Origin of the sequence: Burkholderia sp. Ax-1720 (assembly GCF_011753035.1) — a bacterium.
In the GTDB taxonomy this organism is placed as follows: domain Bacteria; phylum Pseudomonadota; class Gammaproteobacteria; order Burkholderiales; family Burkholderiaceae; genus Burkholderia; species Burkholderia gladioli.
The window spans coordinates 19,396-41,102 of record NZ_VWWK01000002.1 but is presented as its reverse complement, the minus strand read 5'-3'; the positions used below and the strand labels follow the sequence as shown (position 1 = coordinate 41,102).

The 21,707-nt window shown below is 60.1% G+C and carries 18 protein-coding genes and 1 tRNA gene; 5 read left to right on the top strand and 14 right to left on the bottom strand.

Annotation, left to right across the window (positions count from 1 at the left end; translation table 11 throughout):
* The first annotated feature begins 4 nt into the window (after positions 1 to 4).
* Together F3J18_RS00855 and F3J18_RS00850 are read left to right on the top strand one after the other, a co-directional pair.
* Entirely contained in the window at positions 5 to 934 is a 930-nt protein-coding gene (locus F3J18_RS00855) for a DUF2520 domain-containing protein (RefSeq protein WP_166910737.1), read from the top strand.
* A gap of 75 nt (positions 935 to 1,009) precedes the next feature.
* Positions 1,010 to 1,573 carry a YggT family protein gene (locus tag F3J18_RS00850; RefSeq protein ID WP_013696880.1) on the top strand — a complete coding sequence of 188 codons (564 nt, stop codon included), beginning with the start codon at positions 1,010 to 1,012 and terminating at the stop codon, positions 1,571 to 1,573.
* Between the two features lie 104 nt (positions 1,574 to 1,677).
* Here the strand turns inward: F3J18_RS00850 and crcB are convergent, their stop codons facing one another.
* The 11 genes from crcB to F3J18_RS00795 all read right to left on the bottom strand — a co-directional run bounded on the left by crcB (position 1,678) and on the right by F3J18_RS00795 (position 16,486).
* Positions 1,678 to 2,064 carry a fluoride efflux transporter CrcB gene (gene crcB / locus F3J18_RS00845; protein ID WP_013696879.1) on the bottom strand — a complete coding sequence of 129 codons (387 nt, stop codon included), beginning with the start codon at positions 2,062 to 2,064 and terminating at the stop codon, positions 1,678 to 1,680.
* 182 nt (positions 2,065 to 2,246) lie between these two features.
* Complete coding sequence (locus tag F3J18_RS00840; protein WP_240154555.1) at positions 2,247 to 3,383, bottom strand: Imm72 family immunity protein; 1,137 nt, start codon at positions 3,381 to 3,383, stop codon at positions 2,247 to 2,249.
* Position 3,384: 1 nt separating this feature from the next.
* Positions 3,385 to 3,732: a hypothetical protein gene (locus F3J18_RS00835; RefSeq protein ID WP_166910736.1), complete on the bottom strand. Its 348-nt coding sequence runs from the start codon at positions 3,730 to 3,732 to the stop codon at positions 3,385 to 3,387.
* A gap of 221 nt (positions 3,733 to 3,953) precedes the next feature.
* Positions 3,954 to 5,030: an Imm72 family immunity protein gene (locus F3J18_RS00830; RefSeq protein WP_166910735.1), complete on the bottom strand. Its 1,077-nt coding sequence runs from the start codon at positions 5,028 to 5,030 to the stop codon at positions 3,954 to 3,956.
* A gap of 12 nt (positions 5,031 to 5,042) precedes the next feature.
* Entirely contained in the window at positions 5,043 to 6,530 is a 1,488-nt protein-coding gene (locus F3J18_RS00825; RefSeq protein WP_166910734.1) for a hypothetical protein, read from the bottom strand.
* Positions 6,527 to 9,301, bottom strand: a complete 2,775-nt coding sequence (locus tag F3J18_RS00820) for a type VI secretion system Vgr family protein (RefSeq protein WP_166910733.1) — start codon at positions 9,299 to 9,301, stop codon at positions 6,527 to 6,529. The genes F3J18_RS00825 and F3J18_RS00820 overlap by 4 nt, the downstream gene beginning before the upstream one ends.
* Positions 9,302 to 9,569: 268 nt before the next feature.
* Positions 9,570 to 10,757, bottom strand: a complete 1,188-nt coding sequence (locus F3J18_RS00815; RefSeq protein WP_166910731.1) for a glycosyl hydrolase — start codon at positions 10,755 to 10,757, stop codon at positions 9,570 to 9,572.
* Positions 10,758 to 10,872: 115 nt separating this feature from the next.
* Positions 10,873 to 12,372: a DUF2235 domain-containing protein gene (locus tag F3J18_RS00810; RefSeq protein WP_166910730.1), complete on the bottom strand. Its 1,500-nt coding sequence runs from the start codon at positions 12,370 to 12,372 to the stop codon at positions 10,873 to 10,875.
* Positions 12,372 to 12,722, bottom strand: a complete 351-nt coding sequence (locus tag F3J18_RS00805; protein WP_166910728.1) for a hypothetical protein — start codon at positions 12,720 to 12,722, stop codon at positions 12,372 to 12,374. Before F3J18_RS00805 ends, F3J18_RS00810 begins: the two co-directional genes overlap by 1 nt.
* 123 nt (positions 12,723 to 12,845) lie before the next feature.
* Entirely contained in the window at positions 12,846 to 13,745 is a 900-nt protein-coding gene (locus F3J18_RS00800; protein ID WP_166910726.1) for a DUF4123 domain-containing protein, read from the bottom strand.
* Positions 13,746 to 13,933: 188 nt separating this feature from the next.
* A complete protein-coding gene (locus F3J18_RS00795) occupies positions 13,934 to 16,486 on the bottom strand; it encodes a type VI secretion system Vgr family protein (protein WP_166910725.1) in 2,553 nt (850 codons plus the stop codon).
* 620 nt (positions 16,487 to 17,106) lie between these two features.
* Between F3J18_RS00795 and F3J18_RS00790 the strand changes: the two genes are divergently transcribed.
* Positions 17,107 to 17,181 (top strand) — tRNA-Gly (locus F3J18_RS00790).
* 228 nt (positions 17,182 to 17,409) lie between these two features.
* A complete protein-coding gene (gene trmB / locus F3J18_RS00785) occupies positions 17,410 to 18,186 on the top strand; it encodes a tRNA (guanosine(46)-N7)-methyltransferase TrmB (RefSeq protein WP_166910723.1) in 777 nt (258 codons plus the stop codon).
* A 114-nt stretch (positions 18,187 to 18,300) separates the two neighbouring features.
* Here the strand turns inward: trmB and F3J18_RS00780 are convergent, their stop codons facing one another.
* From F3J18_RS00780 to F3J18_RS00770, 3 genes are all read right to left on the bottom strand, one after another.
* Positions 18,301 to 19,131, bottom strand: coding sequence for an undecaprenyl-diphosphate phosphatase (locus F3J18_RS00780; RefSeq protein ID WP_025102054.1), 831 nt, complete (start codon positions 19,129 to 19,131; stop codon positions 18,301 to 18,303).
* Positions 19,132 to 19,216: 85 nt separating this feature from the next.
* Positions 19,217 to 19,804, bottom strand: a complete 588-nt coding sequence (locus F3J18_RS00775) for a DUF1439 domain-containing protein (RefSeq protein ID WP_036034269.1) — start codon at positions 19,802 to 19,804, stop codon at positions 19,217 to 19,219.
* A gap of 14 nt (positions 19,805 to 19,818) precedes the next feature.
* Positions 19,819 to 20,115, bottom strand: a complete 297-nt coding sequence (locus F3J18_RS00770) for a YkgJ family cysteine cluster protein (RefSeq protein ID WP_025102056.1) — start codon at positions 20,113 to 20,115, stop codon at positions 19,819 to 19,821.
* A gap of 169 nt (positions 20,116 to 20,284) precedes the next feature.
* Between F3J18_RS00770 and hemN the strand changes: the two genes are divergently transcribed.
* Positions 20,285 to 21,676 (top strand): oxygen-independent coproporphyrinogen III oxidase, encoded by a 1,392-nt coding sequence (gene hemN / locus F3J18_RS00765; RefSeq protein WP_166910721.1) that lies wholly within the window; start codon positions 20,285 to 20,287, stop codon positions 21,674 to 21,676.
* Positions 21,677 to 21,707: the final 31 nt, after the last annotated feature.

Below are 21,707 nucleotides of genomic sequence, written 5' to 3'. Positions count from 1 at the left end.
GCCCATGTCACTTCCTCCCGTTCCCCGTCTCGGTTTCATCGGTGCCGGCCGCCTCGGCCGCTGCCTGGCACGACGCTTCGCGCAGGCCGCTTATCCCGTGGTGGCGGTGGCGAGCCGCTCGCCTGCCCCGGCGCGGGCGCTGGCCGAGCAGATCGACGGCTGCACGGCCGTCGAGAACGCACAGGCAGTGGTCGACGCGGCCGACCTGGTGTTCGTGGCCGTGTCCGACGACGGCATCGGGCCGGTGGCCGCCTCGCTGCGCTTCGATCCCGCGCGCGCGCCAACCCAGGCGCTCGTGCATTGCAGCGGCGCCTCGAGCGTCGACCTGCTCGCGCCGGCGGCCGAACAGGGCGTGCAGACCGGCGGTTTCCATCCGCTCTATCTATTTGGCGGCGGCGACGCCGACCTGGCCCGGATCGAAGGCTGCTCAGTGACGATCGAGGCCGGCGGCAGCCTGCGCCCGGTGCTGGAGGCACTGAGCAGCGCGCTCGGCTGCCATCCGCTGGCGATTCCGGCCGGTGGCCGGATGCGCTACCACGCGGCCGCCAACTACGCGGCGAGCTTCGTGCTGTGCGGCTTGGCCGAAGCGGTCGAGCTATGGCGCACGCTTGGCATGGACGAGGCAGAGGCCTTGCGCGCCCTGCTACCGATGCTGTCCGGCACCATCGAGACCGCGCGCGAGAAGGGCCTCTCCAATGCGCTGGCCGGCCCGGTCTCGCGCGGCGACGCCGGCATCGTCGAGCGCCAGCTCGACCTGCTCGACCAGATGGGCGGCGATCACGCCACGCTCTACGCGCTGATGACGCGCCGCGCCGTCGAGCTGGCCAGGCGCCGCGCGACGCCGCCGGCCGGGCTCGACGCGGTGGAACGGGGCGTGGACGCCCTGCTCGATCGGCGGCTCGCGCAGGCTGCCCCCGGGCGCCGCGAGCCGTGATAAGGTGACGCCCGATGCATGCCGCCACGATACGGCGGCCGCACGCTACCCGACTGTCAGACAAGGATTCCAACGATGCTCGGCGAGATCGCCCGCTTTCTGCTCAATACCGTATTCACGCTGTTCGGCGCGGCCCTGCTGCTGCGCGCCTGGATGCAGGCGGTACGCGTGCCGCCGTACAACCCCGTCACGCAGGCCGTGCTGCAGGCGACCAATTGGATCGTGCTGCCGCTGCGCCGCGTCATCACCGGTACGCGCGGTATCGATTGGGCCAGCGTGGTGGCGGCGCTGCTGACTGCCTTCGTCTACGTGGTGCTGATGATGTCGCTGGCCGGCATGGACGTGCTGTCGATCCTGCCGACCATCGTGATCGTCGCGCTGCTGACCATCGCCAAATGGGCGCTCAACCTGGTGCTGTGGATGACGATCCTGATGGCGCTGCTGTCGTGGCTGAACCCGCGCTCGCCGGCCATGGCGATCCTGTTCCCGCTGACCGCCCCGCTGCTCAATCCGCTGCGTCGCGTGCTGCCGAATATCGGCGGGCTGGACCTGTCGCCGATCCTGTTGTTCGTGATCGTGCAGGTGCTGCTGATGGTGGTCACGCGCGTGGCGATCTCGATGACCTTGCTGACGATGTGATGGTGGCTTGAGCTGGTTTAGGTTTTGATGATCTGGAAAGCGCCGCTTCATGCGGCGCTTTTTGTTTGTTGCGGGTGCAAGTGCCTGATGTACGCCGGGCGGGTTCAGGCTGGGACCAGGAAAGTGCGCGCGGTCCAGATGCCCAGGAAGGTCAGCAGGAAGGAACCCAGCAGGTGCACGAAGGCGACCACGGCGGCCCAGCCCAGGCGGCCCTCCACGACGTGCGTCATGACCTCGGCGGAATAGGTCGAGAAGGTGGTCAGGCCGCCCATGAAACCGGTGATCACGAACAGGCGCCATTCGGGAGCCAGGCCGGTTTTCGCGCCGAATACGACGATCGCGACGCCGATCAGGTAGCCGCCGATCAGGTTCGAGGCAAGGGTGCCGAGCGGGAGTTCGGGGAGGATGAGGTTCATGCCCAGGCTCAAGGCCCAGCGGAGCAAGGCGCCCAGGCCGGCGCCGATGAAGATCGCGACGAGGGAGAGGAACAAGGGGGCTCCTGGGCTGGCGTGACAGGGATTCGGGGAGGTGCGGCGCTTTCTGTAACTGTAGGCGCTGGGCGCGGGTGTGGCAATTCGGAGGCTCGAGGCCCGCGCGTCGATGATAGCGATTGATTGGTTCAGATCTGCATCGATTGCCTCGACCACTCAATAGCCCGAGAGAACGGCCTGCTTCAGTTGTATGGCGGAGAATCGCAGTAATACCAAATCACCATTCCCCTTGATGAGCGACGCGGCCCCGGCATAGGCTCTCCAGCATCAACGTAGGCCAGATCCTGCATGGCCGGGCTCTGCCAGTAGCCGCTACGCGAGCACGGTTCTCCAGGCAAGGCGCGTATCTCGGCCTGCACGGCAGGCCCGGGAAAATAGGCATCTTCCTCAGCGGGGATGTCTCCGCCCTGATAGCGCTCGTCAGCCCATAGCAATCGCCAAGCTACGGCGTGCTCGTCATTGGTCCCCTCCAGAAGATACTGATGGGCGATGCTGCCTTTGAGGAAGTAACTCGGGCAACCAACCTTGCCGTCAGGCAACCACGGCTCCCATATACCCTCTACCGGAATTTCCCGGCCACTGTGGATCTCGCCCTCGGAGGATTCGTTCTTGGGCGGGCAAGCAGGAAGTCGTTCTGGATAACTACGGCCAGGAGGCCAAATTCTCCACGCGGGATGGTATGCATCCTGGAACAGGGACTCATACGTCCAGTGCTTGAAGATGCGGGATCCACCGTCGACGCGCTTTCCATGGGTCAGCCAGCCACTGAAATCCAGGCCAGCAGTGCATTTGAGCGCAAAGCAACTCAGCTCCATGATCCATACGCCTTCTGCCCACTCCGTGGCATATACGGTAGCCGTGTAGTTGGTGTCCCTCACTCCGAGCGAATAAAAGAATGGTTCATATTTCCTGCCGGTTTCGTCTGCGCTCCTGCCGAAGACGAGATCACTAATTCGTTGCCCGGCTGCAATCAGCGAGCAATAGGCCGATCGTTTGTCGGAGCCTTTGCGCAATGATTCAAGGCCTTGATCCATTCTTATCAGCGCCCTCAGGAATTCGCCGTTGTATTGCGTCTCCCAATCCTCCTGACGCGGGTCCGGCGTATCCAGTTGCTTCGCATATGCACAAAGGAAATCCCGGTACAGCGCGACAGCGTGCTCCAGGAATGTGATACTGGTCCATTTTTTCAGCAGGTAAAACGCCTTGGCGCGCGCTTCCAGTTCCTGCTCGGGGGTTAAGGTCAGTGTATTCAGCATTGTGGATTTTGCCTTGTGCATCGATTCATTCACATTCAGATCTTGCCCGTCAAGTTTGAGCAAATCACTTCCGACCATCGAATTGCCGTTGGCGTTCGTCGACGTACTCTTTCGATGTCTCAGCGAAAACAGTCTCATCGGGATAGATATGAATGGTCAGCACCTTGGCACCGCTCGAAATATGTTCGTTAACCGCCACTGCCTGAATCCTGGTGCCATTCCCCGGGGCATTCGGCGGGCCATCCAAAGTCCAGGCTACAGAAACAGGTCCCTGCTTCACCTTCACGCAACAAATAACTTTTCCGCCTACGCCACCTGGATGATATTCACCAAATGACTCGCCCGCGTACTGTCCGTTGATGGACACGTCCATGATGGGGCGAGGCCAGTAGTTATAAATCGCCACATCCATTGATTTCTCCGAGCATGCAGAAATCAGCAAGGAGAAAAAAATAATCGCGTAACAGACGGCCGAATTCCTCGCACCACCAAGCGCCACCTTCCAATTCGCTGAAATACAGATCGAAATGCTACACATCCGCGCTCACCCTCGCCCTTCGCTCGATATATAACCCCCGCGATCCGGAATTTATATATCGAGCGGACATACGACCACGCGCCCCAAAACACCAGTCACTCGCACTTCTTTATCAGCCGCCAAGTTACCCAATGCACAATCAACTCGCCCGTTGCACCTCGTACCAACATGTCGGGCATCGTTGCGCCTCGTTCAACACTAATGGTCTTACCGCCGTACTCGTCCGTGCGCCACTCTCCAGAAAGTGGACAAATGTCACTCGTTCGGACCAACGGCACTTCAATCGCCGGCGAAGCCACCGGCTCATCGTCAGATTTCAAAAAAAATTGTGACTCGTCACCAATTACTCCATCTCGATAGCGCTCATCTCTCCAAAGCAAACGCCAGCAAGTAGGCTCGGCGATAAGTTGAAGCGTAGCATCATCAACCGAAGAAAGATTTGGCGCCTCAGTTTCAGCAACGAAATAATTAAAACATCCGTTATTTCCCTCCCGCCCGCCAACCGATTCAGCCGATCTTCCCCGATCAAATGCGATGCCAATGGGTTCCCATATGCCATCGCATGGCACGATCTCGCCGGAACGAATTACTGGTCCGGATGGATTCGGTACGGCTGGCAAAAATTCCGGAAACTTCGGGAACGCAAGCTTATAGAACCCATGATCATAATTATCAGGATCAAGCAAAGAATCTGGGCTTTCGAGATTCGCAATCTTGCCGCTAGACCAAACCTCCAACGGAGCGTCATCCATCTGAAACTGAGATGCACGCATTGCTTGATACAACGCATCGATTTTGGGAGGGTACGGCGCGGTTTGACCGCCATGTTCCCAATACCGAGGGTGGCGATAAAAACCGCTAGCCAGTTCTGCAAACCGGATGAGGGCACGCTCCAGGGGCTGCTCAACACGCCACACAAAGCGGTACCCTTTCGCGAGATCAGCAATCCCCTTATCGAGATCACTCAAAATTTCGTAAATGACGGTCAAAGAATCTGCATCCACGACCTCCGGATCACCAGCGGCCCAGGATTTAACGGCAGTCTCATATGCATCTGAAAATTTCTTGAAGGCATCTCGCTTTGCCTTCCACAAAGACCAACTTGTTAGCCGCTGCAGCAGCCAGAAAACACGCCGACGTGTGACGTCGTCCTGCATATCGTAAGTACTCATCGCTTTGGGCCGTTATTTATTCCGAATTTCTTCCTGTCCGAGCTTTCGCGTGACCGCCACACCAGCATCATCCGCGGCCTTACCGTATCCAAATAAACTTTCTACATTCTTCCAATTGGTCTTGAAAAATTTAAATGTTACGCCACCAATTTCCTCGGAATGAACGTCACCCAATTCACCCTTCTTCATGAGATCACCAATTCTTGATATCTCTTGACTTACTTCCTTCCCAAAGCTACCAAACAGCTGATCTCCACCGCCCTTCAGGTACTGAAGACGATCTCCGCCATGCCCATACTGCTCAGCAACCTTCCCCATCCATGCCCGCGCTTCGGGCCAAAGCTTCTCGAGATTACTGGGCAGGTCGGCAGCCACCATATAACCATTGGCATTGAATTTATCCAGCACAGCACACAATTCGCGCCATTGCTCAGCGGTCTCAGGCAACTTCCCCAGCCCCCAATACATACCGCCAGCCCAAGACTCCCCACCAATCACGCCCGCATTTCCAAATACGCGAAACACCTTCTTTCCCGCAAGCTTTGCTGCATTCCATGCAACAATCTCGCCGTGAAATGACGAGATATTTAGATACACTTCCTTTGTACCGGTTGCGAGCATTGTTCCCTTGGTGTGAAAAAGATCGGGCCAGCCCTGCGCAATCCAACTTCCATATTTCCCCTTTAGTTTCGCGACAAGTTTTTCTTTTTCAGTGAAGGCACTGTTCGGAGAAAATTCGCCCGGCAAGAACTTACGCTCGCGAACCTTCTCATCAAGATGAGCCTCGGCTTCTCGCTCAAGTTTTGGTGCACCTCCAGTCGCGATCGACTTTTTTTCGCCTTCGTACGCAGTGCTCTGCAGCACATGAATTTTTTGTTCAAGTTCGTCTAGCGCCTTCGGAACCATCTTGTCTGCAAGGTTCGACAGATCATCAAACCCGCCGCCAACCACATGCAGTTGAAGCCTCCATCGGTCCGGCAGCATCCTGCCAACACGAGCGGTCAGCACCTTGTCTACCGTACTGCTCATGCTCTTGCAAAAATCCTTGAGCTTGCTTAGGAGTTGCTGCTGATACTGCTTCACATTCAGCGAGCGCAGCCATTGCGGCGCATCGCCATGCCCGACTCGATTCAAAAATTGAATCACCTCGGCCAGCAACTTCCGGTTCTTCTCGACATCCTCGGTTACACGCAAAGCAAGGCGCCCCACGCCTTTGATTACGCCACCGAACACCGGGATCAGCGCGAACGCAAGAATGATGAGCAACACCCATTCAGTAACGCTTTCTCGCTTCCGAGGATCGGTGCTCATTCCGATGCTGACCGCGAGGAGATCGCGCACAGCGGTCACGTCACCGACGACAGGAATCATGCCGATGGCTGCATCAGTCAGAATTTGGCTAATGGACTGTTTCTCGTTGAACGCGCCTTGCATCGTTCCCCAACACCACTGCCCAACCTGCATCGACGTCTCTTTGAAATCCGCAAGACTCCAGCTCAAGTGGATGCTCCCCCGTGTTTTTGGATCAATGCATCGATATCGCTGTCCGAGAGCGACCCACCCTTGAAGTCAGGATTGTCCGATGCGTTCTTGCGTGCATAGGTGCGAGCGTCGGGACCAAGGGCGACCTGGATCGTACCGACCGGAACATCATCCAAATGCATCTTGCCTTGACTGTCGAGCGTACCCTCCCGAGTGCTGCCATCTGACAGCGTCGCAACATACTTGGCACCTTGAACAGGCTCATTGTCGTGATACAAATATTGCATCGCAGCTGCATGGCTGGAAGTTGGCAATTGCGGCAACGGATAATCCATCCGAGTCGGTCCACTGAACGCGTGCTGCGCCCCCTTCACATCGATCTTCCCCGGAGCGTGAATCTCGATGTTTCCCCCCTTGATACGGATATACGCACCGCCTGAAGTCAGCAGTATCTCCTGCTGCGCCGCGACCTCGATTCTCTCCGTAGCCGACAAAACCTTCACCGTCTTCTGCGCCGTGACTTCGATGTTGTCCGAATGCGCCTGAAGCTCCACCTTGCCCTTCGCGGCAAAAAGCTTCATCCCCGCGTTCTGCACGAACAGGCTGATCTTCTCCGCAACACTCGCGACCAAGGACTTCCCGCTGGCGATGAAGGTGCTCTGTCCGCTGACCAGATTCGTTTGCTGATCGCTCGACACATGCAAGGATTCCTGCGTCGACAACGCGATGCCGGACGGGCTCGCCACCAACATGACCGGTGTCTTGAACGCGTTCACGCTCCCGGTTCCACCTCCCGCCGTCAGCCCTCCCGACTGCGTGCCCTGCACGCTGTTCTGCGTCGCGTCGGTAAACGCCTTGAGCGCGTCGTGCCCGTCCCCAAGACTTTCCGCCTGATGTGCCTGGCTTGCCTGCGACATCGCCTCGACCACGCTCTCCGCGTTGACGAGTTGCTGCTGCGCTTCACGAACGTCTAGCGGCTGGCTGCTCGCCGACTTTGGATGGGTCGTGACATACAGCCCTTGCGACGCACGCACGGCGCCGTATGCATCCGTCCTCAAATCGAAGCCCGAGCCGAGATACGCACCGCGAGCATTGCCGCTCTGGTCGATCAGGTAACCCAGATGCAACAAGCTGCCGGCACTGCTGCTCATCAACTGGACGCGATTCTGGCCGGTCGCGTCGTCCATCACCATCTGGTTGTAGCCGCTACCGCCGTATTCCTTCGAGCGATGGCCGGACAGAATTCCGTTGCTGTGCCACTGCGGGCTGACGGCACCGTTGTAGACGCGATGCAGCACGATCGGTCGATCGCAGTCACCGCCGACATAACCAACGATGACCTCTTCGCCAACGCGAGGCATATGCACGCCGCCATATCCCCCGCCCGTATCCGACTGCGCCACCCGGACCCAACACGAAGCCCCCGCGTCACCGGGATTCTGCCGATCCCAGACGAACATCACCTTCACCCGGTTCAGTTCGTCGGTATAGACCTCTTCTCCCTGCGGCCCCACCACGATGGCGGTCTCGAGATGCACCTCCGGCTTCTCGTGTTCGATCGGGCTGCGATAGGGAATCGCAGTACGCTGCGCCTCGACCTCGACCAGATAGAAGCCTGCGGAACCATCATCATGGCTGACGCCGCCGCCCGAATATGCGGCCTTCGCCTCGGTCAGTTCGGCTTGCAAACTGTGCGGAAAGCTGGCCTCCCGATCCGACAACGGCAGGTTGTTCTCGATATGGCGCCGAACCTTGATGGCGGCAAACTCGCGTTGATTGGCAGGATCGCGGTCGTGCTCCGGATGACCCGTCAGGTCGAAACGCAAACCTGCATCGATGCCACGCACACCACCCACGCCCAGGAAACGCTTGGCGCGCGACTCCCATTCCTCGAGACGGACCTTCGAGAGTTGCTCTCCCCGATCCTGGCGCGAGTAGGTATAAGCACCCGTGTATTCGTAGACCTCGGCCTGTGCCGGCAGACTCCCCTGGCCGGCCATCGTCGGCAGCGTCGTCCCCTTCGAATTGCCGCCCGATGAAGGTGACTTGTAGTCGAACGTGCGTGTCGTGTGAGTCGTGCTTTGCAGGGTTCGGGAACCCGCCCATTGCGTGAACGCATCCGCTTCGCTGCCGGTCCCGGCTCGATAGAAACTGATCGGATTGGGGGAGGCCTCATCGAGCGAATGAATATCGTCGGTCACCACCAGCGTATGGGATTTGCCATCCTTGCCTTGCCGCCAGAAACCGAACAGCCCCTCCTCCTCCAGCAGCCGATGGACGAAATTCCAGTCGGATTCGCTCTGACGACAATACGATCGCGATGGCAGCGGCTTCGACAGGCTGAACTGGAAATAAGCCTTGGCCTGAGGATGCTGATTGAACACGTCGGTGATGATGAGATCGACCGACTTGTCCTGCCAATACCGCATGTCGCTACGAAAGCGCAGGAAGTGCATCCACGACGCGAAACTCACCTGATAGAGCGTGAAGCTGCCATCCGCCCCGAGCCGGCGCGCCGTATGGACGTAGCCATTGATCGGCAAATAGGACTTGTCGGCTTGCTGGATCCACAGCGTCATCGGTTGGGCAATCACCGACTTGAGTTCGATGTCACCCGCCGTCGAAATCAGATCGAGCGTTACGCTGTAGTCGCGGCCGAGCTGCGATTCGATCAAGGCCCGGCGCGGCACCATCGTGTTATCCGGCAGGGAGGGAATATCCACCTTGATCAGCCGGTCCTGCTGAATCAGGCCACCCTGAATGGCCTGAATCAATTCGGTCACATTCATTCTTTTCCCAACTTCTTGTAAGGCCTGTAGCGGGCCGGTCTCTCTCGGGGACGGCTCCCCGCTCAAATTTGCGGATGGATTTTACCGGCAACGGCCTCGTTTTGGATTTGTCACCAATTCGAGCATTTGCGTTGTCGCGTTGCAGGTCGGCAGCGGGCAAGTGATCCGATCGCCGAAGATGTCGTCAGACTCTCTCGGGGCAGATAGGGCATCGCGTTCGACAAATCGCGAACGCCCGTGGTCCAGCCCACGCCTTTTCCAAACTCGCCTACATCTTTCGTTTCTTCAAGGTGTAGGCAGACAGTGAATAGAGCGTGCTCGTATCGGGATCGAAATAGCCGCCCTGCGTCGGACCATCATCCAACTGCCTCCAAGATTTTCCAGCATCCATGCTGTACAGACTGTAGTCACGGGGCGCACCGCTGCCGCTTGCGTCTGTCGCATACACCATCACCACCCCGCGAACCCCGATCGTCATGCTATCGAGGTGGAAACGCGGCTCGAATGTGCGCAGTTGCCGCAAAGTTGCAGGCTCGCCATTCGTCCAGGTCGAAATCAGCCCAGGCTCTTTTGGCGTGCCCGCGCCAGCATTCTGGTCCTCCGGCACACCGGCGTGCGACAGGGTGTAGATTGCGTATCGATTCGCCCCGTCAGGTGCGGAATCCATACTGACTATCGTTTGATTCGGCAATACGACTTCGCGCTCGAATTGCTCTTGATCCCAGCCCAAGCGATAAACGACGCTCGAAGCCTTGATGTCCGGAAGTTCGTACACATAGTAGGCAACGCGCAACACGCCATCACGGCTGAGGTTGATTCCGTCGAACACGCCCCTAGGACGCCCTCTGCCCGCCAGTGGAGGCATCTGAATTTCATGCCAGGATTCTCCGCCATCGGTCGTGCGCCATACATGCGGCCCCCACCCGAGCGCATATCCGCGCATCGGGTCCAGGAAAAGCAATCGGCCAATGTCGGCCGTGGCAGGCCATCCGAGCTGCGTCCAGTTCTTGCCCCCGTCCTGCGAACGCCAGAGCCTGGTGACCTGGGGCGTAAGCCCATCGGGAGGAATGGGTGACGTATAGTCCATCCACCCGGTGCTGATATAGAGCGTGTTCCAGTCGTGTGAATACCACCAGGCACCTGTCTGCCCCGGCTCGGAAAACACGCGACTCATCGAGCCGTCGATCGGACCTCGAAGGAAGTTGACCGTCCAGCGATTCATACGCTGGCCCGAGTCGGCCATCCACGGTTGCGTCGGCTCGGCAATATCCGGATTGGCCGCCTCGCTCGCGGGCTTGAACAAGATCTCCGGGCCCACGATTTTCAGGCTTATTGCCTGATCGCCGTGGATGACAAAGCTGCCACCTCCGTATGGCTTGTCGCCTTTCGTGAATGTCTTGGAAACGATCTCCCAATTAGCGGTCGTTTCTTGGTATCCGTACGTCAGAATCGCCATCCCTAGCAGCACGCCGCAGATTCTTTTCCACCGCATGTCGTTTGGCAATTCCCTCACCCTTCGCTCGACCAGAACCCTTGCAAATCAGCATTTAAATATATCCAGCACCTCCCCACTACGACACCCTTTGCTCAAACACGCCACGTGGCCGGAAGTAACTGAACGGTTCGACGTTTGCAATAAAATCGACCTTGGAATTATGAACGTAGTGCGCGAAAAAATTGACGACGCTATCCGGCGCATTAGTCATCCAAGCATCGAGCCTCCACTGCTCGGGCTTGAATGTATAGAAAAAGACACGCTCTTCAGAGGTACCGCGATTGGTCACAACGACGTCCCGATGCGTCTTCAATGCCTCGGCGTAGGCGGGTGCTTCAATGTCGATCGTCCCCCACATGGCATGCTTAATGGAACTGCTGTTGAATGAAACCTGGCCAGCGAGAGGTTGTTTTTTACGCGAAATCGTCCCGTTACTTTCGTAGTATGACTTCATATGGCACTGCATGTCGGCCTCGACGGACGTCCCTGGCGGACGAGCGGCGCTCATGTAGGCTTGATAGCTCTTCTGCGTTTCCGGCTTGACGACGAAGCGATCAAAAATCGGAGCAAGGGTGCTCTTGATTTCCGCCATCGACAACAGGCGAACACCAGCCTTGAGCGCTTCCTGATGCATATCGGTCATGGGAATCCGGGCATAGTTCCCATCCAGATTCTGCTCCGTGGGCCCGTATCCCCCGCCGATGTCCGAGTGCACGCCGGGATAGACCTTTTCGGTCCAACCAGCCTTGTACTTACCACCTTCACGAATCAAATCCACCGGAAACGAGTAGCGCAACTCATTGGCTGCAACGAAGTGGACGCACCGCTCCACACAGGCGGGAATACGCAGATCTCGTTGCTCCAGAGGAAGCGTGATGTTGTGAGCAGGCATCCCGAACGAAGCAACCGTGTCGAATACACCCAGGAACGTGAAGCGAATCGGGAAACCATTCAATGTCAGAGAGCCATCTCCCTGCTTCTTGCACTGGCCCACCAGCATGTTCACGAATGCGCGAGAAAGGGCCGCGCCACGAGAAAAGCCTATCACCGAGACGTTGATGACCTTGATGAGACGATGCGCTCCAATCGCCTTATTTAGATCGTTCAGACTTGCGTCCTTATTCTTATCGACGTATTGCTTGAGCTCCCCCCCCATCTTCCTGGCATTGTTGACGACGGCTTGGCGCAGTGCTTGATTCATGCGGTCTTCGCCATCGAGCAGGCGACGGTCCCCCCCAGCGCCAAATGCGCCGCCGAGCGCGTGATCTTCTAGCCACACGTCAGGTTTATCGATCCAAGACACCTCGCCGTTGAAGGGAGTGCCGACGCCGCTGATATAAAAACGATAGATGCCTTTTGACGGATCGTTCATCGCAGCATCGAACAACCTCGCGACATTGCTCCATCGCTGCCCGGCTGCATCCGCATCTCGATTGTTTCCAGTACCGTCAAAGAAGAAAGCAAGGTGGACTACATCGGAACAGTCTTGCTTTGCAGTCGGCGGCGCCTTGGGGACGTCACGTGTTGCAGCCGATATGATTTGCGTGATTGAAGACGACTGCGGAATCGAGCTCATTATTTTTTACCCTCTGGCTCCGGCCGCTCATCGACATACTCCTTGGAAGCCTCGGCGAAAGCAGTCCCGTTGGGATACACATGTACAGTAAGGACTTTGGAGTTGCCAGGCAACTCCTGCAAAACTGCTGTTGCATGAATTCTCTCCCCAAGTCTCGGCATGCCCTCCGAGCCCCCGAGAGAATATTCGATCGTTATCGGACCTGGCTTGACTTTGACGCAACAGACAACGGAGCCGCCTGCGCCACCGGGATGGTAAGCCATATACGCACCACCTGCGTATTGACTATTCACCGCGACGTCATAGATCGCACGAGGCCAGTAATTGTAGATCGAAACATCAAGGTTCATGGTTCTCTCCGAGCAGGCCGCGAGCGGCAGTAAAGACATCAGACCAATGAGCAAACGACAAACCACGACATTGATTGCGATTTCAGATCTTTTTTTCATTTCATCAATTCAGTAGATAGATCATCAATAAACCGCGTCGACCGTCGGGATATCGCTCGGAAAGAACTTCATGAACTCGTCGAAGGTTAGCACCTTGCTCCTGACTTGCTCCAGCAAAACAGCAACTTCTGGCAGCGCGTCAAACGCATCTCCATACGCAAGCGCGACGCAGCAATAGTTGACGAGATCCCCAGTACCTTCCAGCCCATATTTTCGGGCATTCAGTATCTGCGAACGCACAAATGCATACTGTGCTGGCTCGGGTATGCGAAGCAGCAGACCTGGCATGTTGAGCCGGATGTAATACAAGATACTGTCCGGCACGCTGGCCTCAACCAGTTCATCCACCTGACTTTGGTCGAGGTGCAGAGGCGGCTGTATTGCTACCACTGCATTCACGGCAGCCTCTCTACTCCAGTCTATGGCCTGGAGACACCCCATCCGATCCCAATACCACCACTCAAGAATCGGAGCCAGAAAAGCTTGCTTCTGCCCGAGCGTCAGCACAGGGCCGCGAACGTGCTGGCTGCTGTCCCCCGTAGCGCCGTTCAGTACCGCGAGTATGCTGGGATCCCAGAACGCGAGCGCCATGATCGTCCTGTCCGGAAGAACGACATCGATAAACGAACTCAAGTGTCTCACCAGGGCTTCCAACGACATGGTGGAGATCAGCAGCGTCGCGCACGGAACGCGCGACGCACGCTGCTCCAACCACTCTCCCGCACGCTGATAATTTGCCTCGTCGATCGAAATCAGATGTGGAGCGACTGCGAGCACGTCTGCCGCACCGTCAAGCAGACATACGGCGCGGGCTGAAGCGAACTGCAGCGCAGCCGGCAAGGCTCTGTCTTGCGCCGGGTCCACCAAGGCGTAGACATGTGCGCGTTGCGATTGCGCCGCCGCGAATAGGGTTATGGCTTCCATCTAGTCATGATCCTTTCTTGTCCACAAACGCTGCTCGGGTGGCTGCTCGCCGCCGCAAGCATTCTGCGCATGCCGATCGTGGCGCTGGTTGCTGCCCCCGCGCTTTCTCCTGCGCCGGAACCGCAATCGCGTGGGCCTGCACACTCGAAACGAAGCCCCCGTCCGACGCAGCGGTTACCAAAGGCATCTCAAACTCCCTTTGTAATCAGCGCGGCCCGAGACGCAGCACGCTTCAGCAGACACTCGACACAAATGGATTGCGGCAAGCCAGGAAGCGGGTAGGGCAAGCTTGCGGGGCCGGCAAACGAATGCTGCGCTCCCTTGATGTCTATCTTTCCAGGCGCGTGAATCTCGATATTGCCATCCTTGATCCGGATATAGGCCCCACCCGAGGTAAGCAGGATCTCCTGCTTCGCGGCGATCTCGATATTTTCGGTCGCCGACAAGACCTTGACCGTCTTTTGCGCGGTGACTTCGATGTCGTCCGCATGCGCCTGGACCTCCACCTTTCCCTTCGCGGCAAACAGCTTCATCCCGGAGTTTTGCACGAACAGGCTGATCTTCTCCGCGACAGTCGCGACCAACGACTTCCCGCTGGCGATGAACATACCCTGGCCACTGACGAGATTGGTCTGCTGGTCGCTGGATAGATGCGCGGATTGCTGCGCCGACAATGCGATACCGGAAGGGGCTGCGATCAGCATGACCGGCGACTTGAACGCATTTGCGCTCCCCGTACCTCCACCCGCGGTCCTCCCCCCCGACGAGGCGCCTTGCGCGCTATTCTGAGTCGCATCAGTGAAAGCCTTGAGTGCCGTATGCCCGTCATCCAAGCTTTCCGCCTGATGCGTCTGACTTGCCTGCGACATCGCCTCGATCACGCTTTCCGCATTGACAAGTTGCTGCTGAGCCTCGCGCACATCAAGCGGCTGGCTGCTCGCCTGCTTGGCATGCGTCGTTAGGTAGAGGCCCTGGCTTGCGCGCACCGCACCGTAATCGTCGGTCCGCAAGTCAAACCCGCTGCCGAGATAACCGCCACGTGTATTGCCGCTCTGATCGATCAGATAGCCCAAATGCAGCATGCTGTTCGCGCTGCTGCTCATCAGTTGGACCCGGTTCTGACCGGTCGCGTCGTCCATCACCATCTGGTTGTAGCCGCTGCCGCCGTATTCCTTGGAGCGGTTCCCGGACAGAATGCCGTTGCTGTGCCACTGCGGGCTAGCTTTTCCGTTGTAGACGCGATGCAGGACGATCGGTCTATCGCAATCACCCCCTAGATAACCGACCAGTACCTCTTCACCGACGCGGGGCATATGGACACCACCGTAGCCGCCGCCCGTATCCGACTGGGCCACTCGAACCCAGCACGAAGCACCCGCGTCACCCTGATTCTGTCGGTCCCAGATGAACATCAGCTTCACGCGGTTGAGTTCGTCCGTGTACACCTCCTCACCCTGCGGGCCGACGACGATTGCCGTCTCCAGGTGCATCTCCGGCTTCTTGTGTTCGAACGGGCTACGGTATGGAACCGTGGTACGTTGCGCCTCGACTTCGACCAGATAGAAGCCCGCCGAACCGTCATCATGATTGACGAAGACTCCTGAGAATTCCGCTTTTGCCCGAGCCAACTCATCCTGCAAGCTGTGCGGGAAACTGGCCTCCTGATCCGACAGTGGCAGGTTGTTCTCGATGTAGCGCCATGCCTTGATCACGGCAAACTCTCGCTGGCTGGCAGGATCGCGATCATGCTCCGGATGACCGCTCAATTCGAATCGCAAACCCGCATCGATGCCGCGCACGCCACCCGCTCCGGTAAAACGCTTGGCGCGTGATTCCCATTCTTCCAGATGCACTTTGGAAAGATGCTCGCCTCGATCCTGTCGATCGTAGGTGTAGGCCCCCGTGTACTCGTAGACCTCGGTCTGCTCGGGCAGATTGCCCTGCCCAGCCATGGTCGGCAGTGTCGTGCCCTTGGGATTGGCACCCACTGACGGCGCCTTGTAGTCAAACGTGCGGGTTGTATGCACCGAACTCTGCAAAGTCCGCGAACCCGCCCACTGCGTAAACGCATCCACTTCACTGCCAGCGCCGGCTCTGTAAAACTCGACAGGATTGCTTTGTATCTGATCGAGCGAATGAACGTCGTCGGTCACGACCAAGGTATGCGATTTACCATCCTTGTTCTGCCGCCAGAAACCGAACAGACCTTCCTCCTCCATCAACCGATGGACAAAATTCCAGTCAGATTCGCTTTGACGACAATACGAACGCGATGGCAGCGGCTTCGACAATGCAAACTGGAACTGCCCGCTCGCCTGCGGATGGGCGTTGAACACATCGGCGATGATCGCGTCGACGCTTCGATCTTGCCAATACCGCATGTCACGGCGGTGTTTGAGGAAGTGCATCCAGGAAGCGAACGTCAGCTGATAGCTTGCCTGGCTGCCTTCAGCACCGAGTCGGCGAGCCGTATGGATGTAGCCGTTGATTGGCAAATAGGACTTGTCTGCCAGCAATATCCAAAGCGTCATCGGCTGCGCGATCAGCGTTTTCAGCTCGATGTCGCTGGCCGTCGACACCATATCCAGAGTGACGCGAAAATCACGGCCGAGCTCGGAATAGCTCACGGCGCGACGAGGCACGAGCGCGTTATCCGGCAACGACGGAATGTCCGTCTTCAAGAGACGATCTTGTTGGATCAGCCCACCCTGCAGTGACTGAATCAAATCGGTCAGGTTCATGTGCTACCCGGTTCTTGTTGACGGCAAGCCCGACGAGGCTCTTTCTCTCATAGGGATGCCCACACCCCTTGCTCTGCAATGGCGAGGGCGGCCGCTAGGGCCGTCGCAGCCACCCTCTGAGTATCGAAAGGCTTTTTTAATAATCCACTGCCAGCGATCAAAGCAGCAAACCGGCCACTGATACCTGCCGCCATCATATTGCAAGCGAAGAGAATTTGATTGCGCGTTAGCAGCGCAGGGGAACATTCAGAATCCATTCTGTCAAAACATGACATTCGTACGCCCCTGTCGGAATTGCGAGGTCATGGTTCGCCAAGGCATCCATCTACTGCCACTGCTGAGCGTCTGACAAGTATCGGAATCGGTTTTTCATGGGGCCAGCCCAACTACGGCAGCCTGGATTCTTATTTTCACGATAACGAAGATCAGGAACGACTCGATCAGCTAGGTGGTAATGCCAAGAAATCCATTCATGCAATTACGACATCTCCATAAGAATATCGCGCGCTTCGATCATGCCGCCCTCCTCCCCCCACCCACAAGAACCTCACGAGCCGCAAAACTCCCCGCCCGATCCCCCTTGCCCTCCCCACCCACCTCCCTGTACAATCCCCCGTTCTGCGGGCGTCGTATAATGGCCATTACCTCAGCTTCCCAAGCTGATGACGTGGGTTCGATTCCCATCGCCCGCTCCAGATTACGTACCTCTTCGCGGCTCTCTGTCAGGCACCAGGCAACAGATAAAATAGCCCGAAGCGCGCGCGAAGCCGCCTCATGAAGGCGGCTTTTTCGTACCGGGCCGGCGCTCCCGAGCCTCGGCCCAAGCCGGCGATCGGCGATACGAACCACGCGACGAACCAGGCACACCGCCGCGCTGCGCCTCGCACCGGCAGCCAGCGCGCGACTCGTCCATTCTGAACACGATGATCCACGATCCCAACGAAACCGGCCTGCCGCAAGACGGCACGCCCGACGATGACGGCAGCCATGCCGCCTCCGCCACGCCGTCCGACGACGTCAACCCGCTGCACCTGCGCCGCATCCGCAGCTTCGTGACGCGCGCCGGCCGCGTGTCGACGGGCCAGCGCCGCGCGCTCGACGAATTCGGCCCGCGCTATGTCCTGCCCTACCAGCCCGAGCAGCCCGACTGGAACGCCGTGTTCGGCCGCCAGGCGCCGCGCATCCTCGAGATCGGTTTCGGCATGGGCGGCTCGACGGCCGAGATCGCCGCGCATCGCCGCGACGACGATTTCCTCGGCGTCGAGGTGCACGAGCCCGGCGTCGGCGCGCTGCTGAAGCTGATCGGCGAACAGGATCTGAGCAACATCCGCATCATCCAGCACGACGCGGTGGAAGTGCTCGAGAACATGCTCGCGCCCGACAGCCTCGACGGCGTCCACATCTTCTTCCCCGATCCGTGGCACAAGGCGCGCCATCACAAGCGCCGCCTGATCCAGCCGCCCTTCGTCGCGCAGTTGGTGGCGCGCCTGAAGCCGGGCGGCTACCTGCACTGCGCCACCGACTGGCAGAACTACGCGGAGCAGATGCTCGAAGTGCTCGGCGCCGATCCCCAGCTCGAGAACACCGCCGAGGGCTACGCGCCGCGCCCCGACTATCGCCCCGTCACCAAGTTCGAACGACGCGGCCTGAAGCTCGGCCACGGCGTCTGGGACCTGGTGTTCCGCAAGCGCGCCGGCTGAGCTTCATCCCGGCGCCCGCCCCTCGAATCGCGAGGAGCCCGAACGAAAAAAAAGCGGTCATGCATCGACAGGATGCATGACCGCTTTTTCATGCGCGGCAACTGCAGCGCCGGCTCAACTCCAGTCGAGCCAACCGCTGTAGCCGACCAGCAGGACCAGCAGCCCGAACACGATCCGGTACCACGCGAACGCCGTGAAATCGTGCGAGGCCACGTAGCGCAGCAGCCAGCGCACGCAGGCGAAGGCACTGACGAAGGCCGCCACCATCCCCACCGCGAACAGCCCGACCGAATCGACCGAGAACGCGTGCCAGTCCTTCACGGTTTCATAGAAGGTCGCGCCGAAGATGATCGGGATCGCGAGGAAGAACGAGAATTCGGTCGCCACGCGCCGGTCGAGGCCGGCCAGCATGCCGCCGATGATGGTCGAGCCCGAGCGCGAGACGCCGGGGATCAGCGCGCAGCACTGGGCGATGCCGACCTTCAACGCGTCGAGCGGGCTCAGCGCGTCGATCGACATCACGCGGGCCGGCTCGCTACGATCGCGCTGGCGCGCCTCCGCCCACAGGATCACCAGGCCGCCGGCCACCAGCGCGAAGGCCACCGGCACCGGCGAGAACAGCAGGCGCTTGATCGCCTTCTCGAACATCAGGGCCAGCGCGATCGCCGGCAGCGTCGCGATCACCACGTTCAGCGCGAAACGGCGCGCCTCGGGCCGCGTCGGCAGCCCCGCCACCACGGTGCCGATCCGGCGCCGGTATTCCCAGCACACGGCGAGGATCGCGCCGAACTGGATCACCACGTCGAAGGTCTTCTCCTGCTCGGCGTTGAAGTCGAGGAAGCTGCCGGCGACGATCAGGTGGCCGGTGCTCGACACCGGGAGAAACTCCGTCAGCCCTTCGACGACGCCAAGTATCAGCGCCTTGCAGATCAGTATCCAGTCCATCCTTCGCCCGTTCGTCAGAGTTGCAGAAACGGGTCGCCCCCCGTCGATCCAGCACGCGACCCGGCCGGCCGCGCGCTCGATGCCGTCATTTCTCGACGATCTCGACGCGTATGCCGTTTGTAAGGATCGTAATTGTACCGGGTTCGTAGTTAACCCCGGCAAATTGCAATTGCTCGGGCTTGAAGGTGTAGATCGGATAGTTGGTCAGCACCTGCGTGGCGAGCAGCCCGGCAGCCTGCCCGACCTGCGGCGCATAGGCCTGCGCATCGCCCTGCAGGTTCACGCTGTCCACGGCCGGCGCGCGCAGCACCACCGACAGGCTGGCCGGATCGTAAGCCAGTTGCGCGGATACCGTAAACGTCCCGTTCACCGGCTCGCGCAGGAACGGGCTGGCGAAACGCGCGTCGAGCTGCACCGCGATGCGGTTCTGCTCGGGCAGCAGCCCCACCGCCGGGTTCGCGAGCGCCACGTCGAGCACCTGCGAGACGGTGCGCTGGTAAGGGAACTTGCGCGCCACCGCGCGCTGCACGTCGTTCTTCGAGAACGTGTAGTGGTTCGGGATGAACGGAAAGGTGGGCGTCGCGCCGCAGGCAGCCAGCGACGCCGATACGGCCATGGCCGCGAGCGCGGCCGTCACGAAACGACGACGGCCGTTCGCACGGGATGGGGTCATGCCAGATCTCCTGCTCATGAGGCGGGGCGCGTCGCGGTCTCGAGCCGGGTCAGCCAGGCCAGCGCCTCGCCGCGCGAGGCGCCGCACATCTCGGCCTGCGGCTGCAGCCCGGCGCAGCACGCGGGGCGCTCGGGACGGCCGAAGATCGCGCAGCGCAGGTCCTCGCCCAATTGCACGCAAGGCACGCCGGCCGGCTTGCCGTCGGGCATGCCCGGGATCGGGCTCGAAATCGAGGGCGCGATGCAACAGGCGCCGCATCCCTCGCGGCACGCATGCGCGGCATCCGCCCCTTGCTTGACTGCTACGTTCACGTCGAAAAACCCGCACTGATTCAACCAGGCGGCGAGGGCCGGCCCCAAGACCGGCTCCGCCGCGCGAACCCGCATTGTGCCATCGCAAACTTCGCCCAGATCGGCTTATCTCGTTAAGACGGGAAGCCACTAGACTGAACCGCGTCGCTCGTCGCCTGTCGATTCCTACATGACGTCCTGCTCATCCTCCCCCCTGTTCCGTCCCGATTTGCTGGCGAAATACACGGCGAACGGCCCGCGCTACACCTCCTACCCGAGCGCGCTGCAATTCGACGAGGCCTTCGGCATCGCCGACTACGAGCGCGCGGCGGCCGACCCGGGCGCGGCCTCCAGCGAGCTGTCGCTGTACGTGCACATCCCGTTCTGCGCGACAGCCTGCTTCTATTGCGGCTGCAACCGCATCGCCACCCGCAACCGCGCCCACGCGCGTCCCTACCTGGACCGCCTCAAGCGCGAGCTCGCGCTGCAGGCGCGCTGCTTCGATCCGGATCGCGTGATCACGCAGCTGCACTGGGGCGGGGGCACGCCCACCTTCCTGTCGGACGCGCAGATGGCCGAGCTGATGGCCGCCACCCGCGCCCATTTCCCGATCGCCGCGGACAACGAGGCCGAGATCTCGATCGAGATCGACCCGCGCACCGCCACGCCCGCCACCCTCGCCCACCTGCGCATGCAGGGCTTCAACCGGCTCAGCCTCGGCGTGCAGGACGTCGATCCCGAGGTGCAGCGCGCCGTCAACCGCGAGCAGCCGATCGAACTCACCGCCAGCCTGATCTCGGCCGCGCGCCTGGTGGGCTACCGCTCGGTCAGCGTCGACCTGATCTACGGCCTGCCGAAGCAGACCGTCGAGACCTTCGCGCGCACGCTCGCCGCCGTGATCGAGCTGGCGCCGGACCGGATCTCCGTGTTCGGCTACGCGCACCTGCCGCAGCTGTTCAAGATGCAGCGCCGCATCGACGCGGACGGCCTGCCGCCGCCGGCCGCGCGCGTGGCCCTGCTGGGCCTGGCGATCGAGACGCTCACGCATGCCGGCTACATCTACATCGGCATGGATCATTTCGCGCGGCCCTCCGACGAGCTGGTCGCCGCCCAGCGCAAGGGCACGCTGCAGCGCAACTTCCAGGGCTACAGCACGCGCGCCGACACCGACCTGATCGGCGTGGGCATGTCCTCGATCGGCAAGGTCGGCGACGTCTACGCGCAGAACGCCAAGGATCTCGCCGCCTGGGGCGCGGCGATCGACGCGGGCCGGCTGCCGATCGCGCGCGGCCGGCGGCTGAGCGCCGAGGACCGGCTGCGTCGCGACGTGATCATGCGCCTGATGTGCCATGCCACCCTGCCCTTCGCCGAGATCGAGGTCACCTACGGGATCCGCTTCGCCGATCGCTTCGCCCGCGAACTGGCCGCGCTGCGCGAATTCGAGCGCGACGGCCTGGTCGCGATCGAACCGGGCTGCCTGACGATCCGCCCCGCCGGGCGGCCGTTCGTGCGCAATATCGCGATGTGCTTCGACGCCTACCTGTCGGACGCGATGGCCGGCCGCTGCTCGCGCACGCTCTGAACCGGGCCCGGCGAGCCGCCCGCCATCTGCG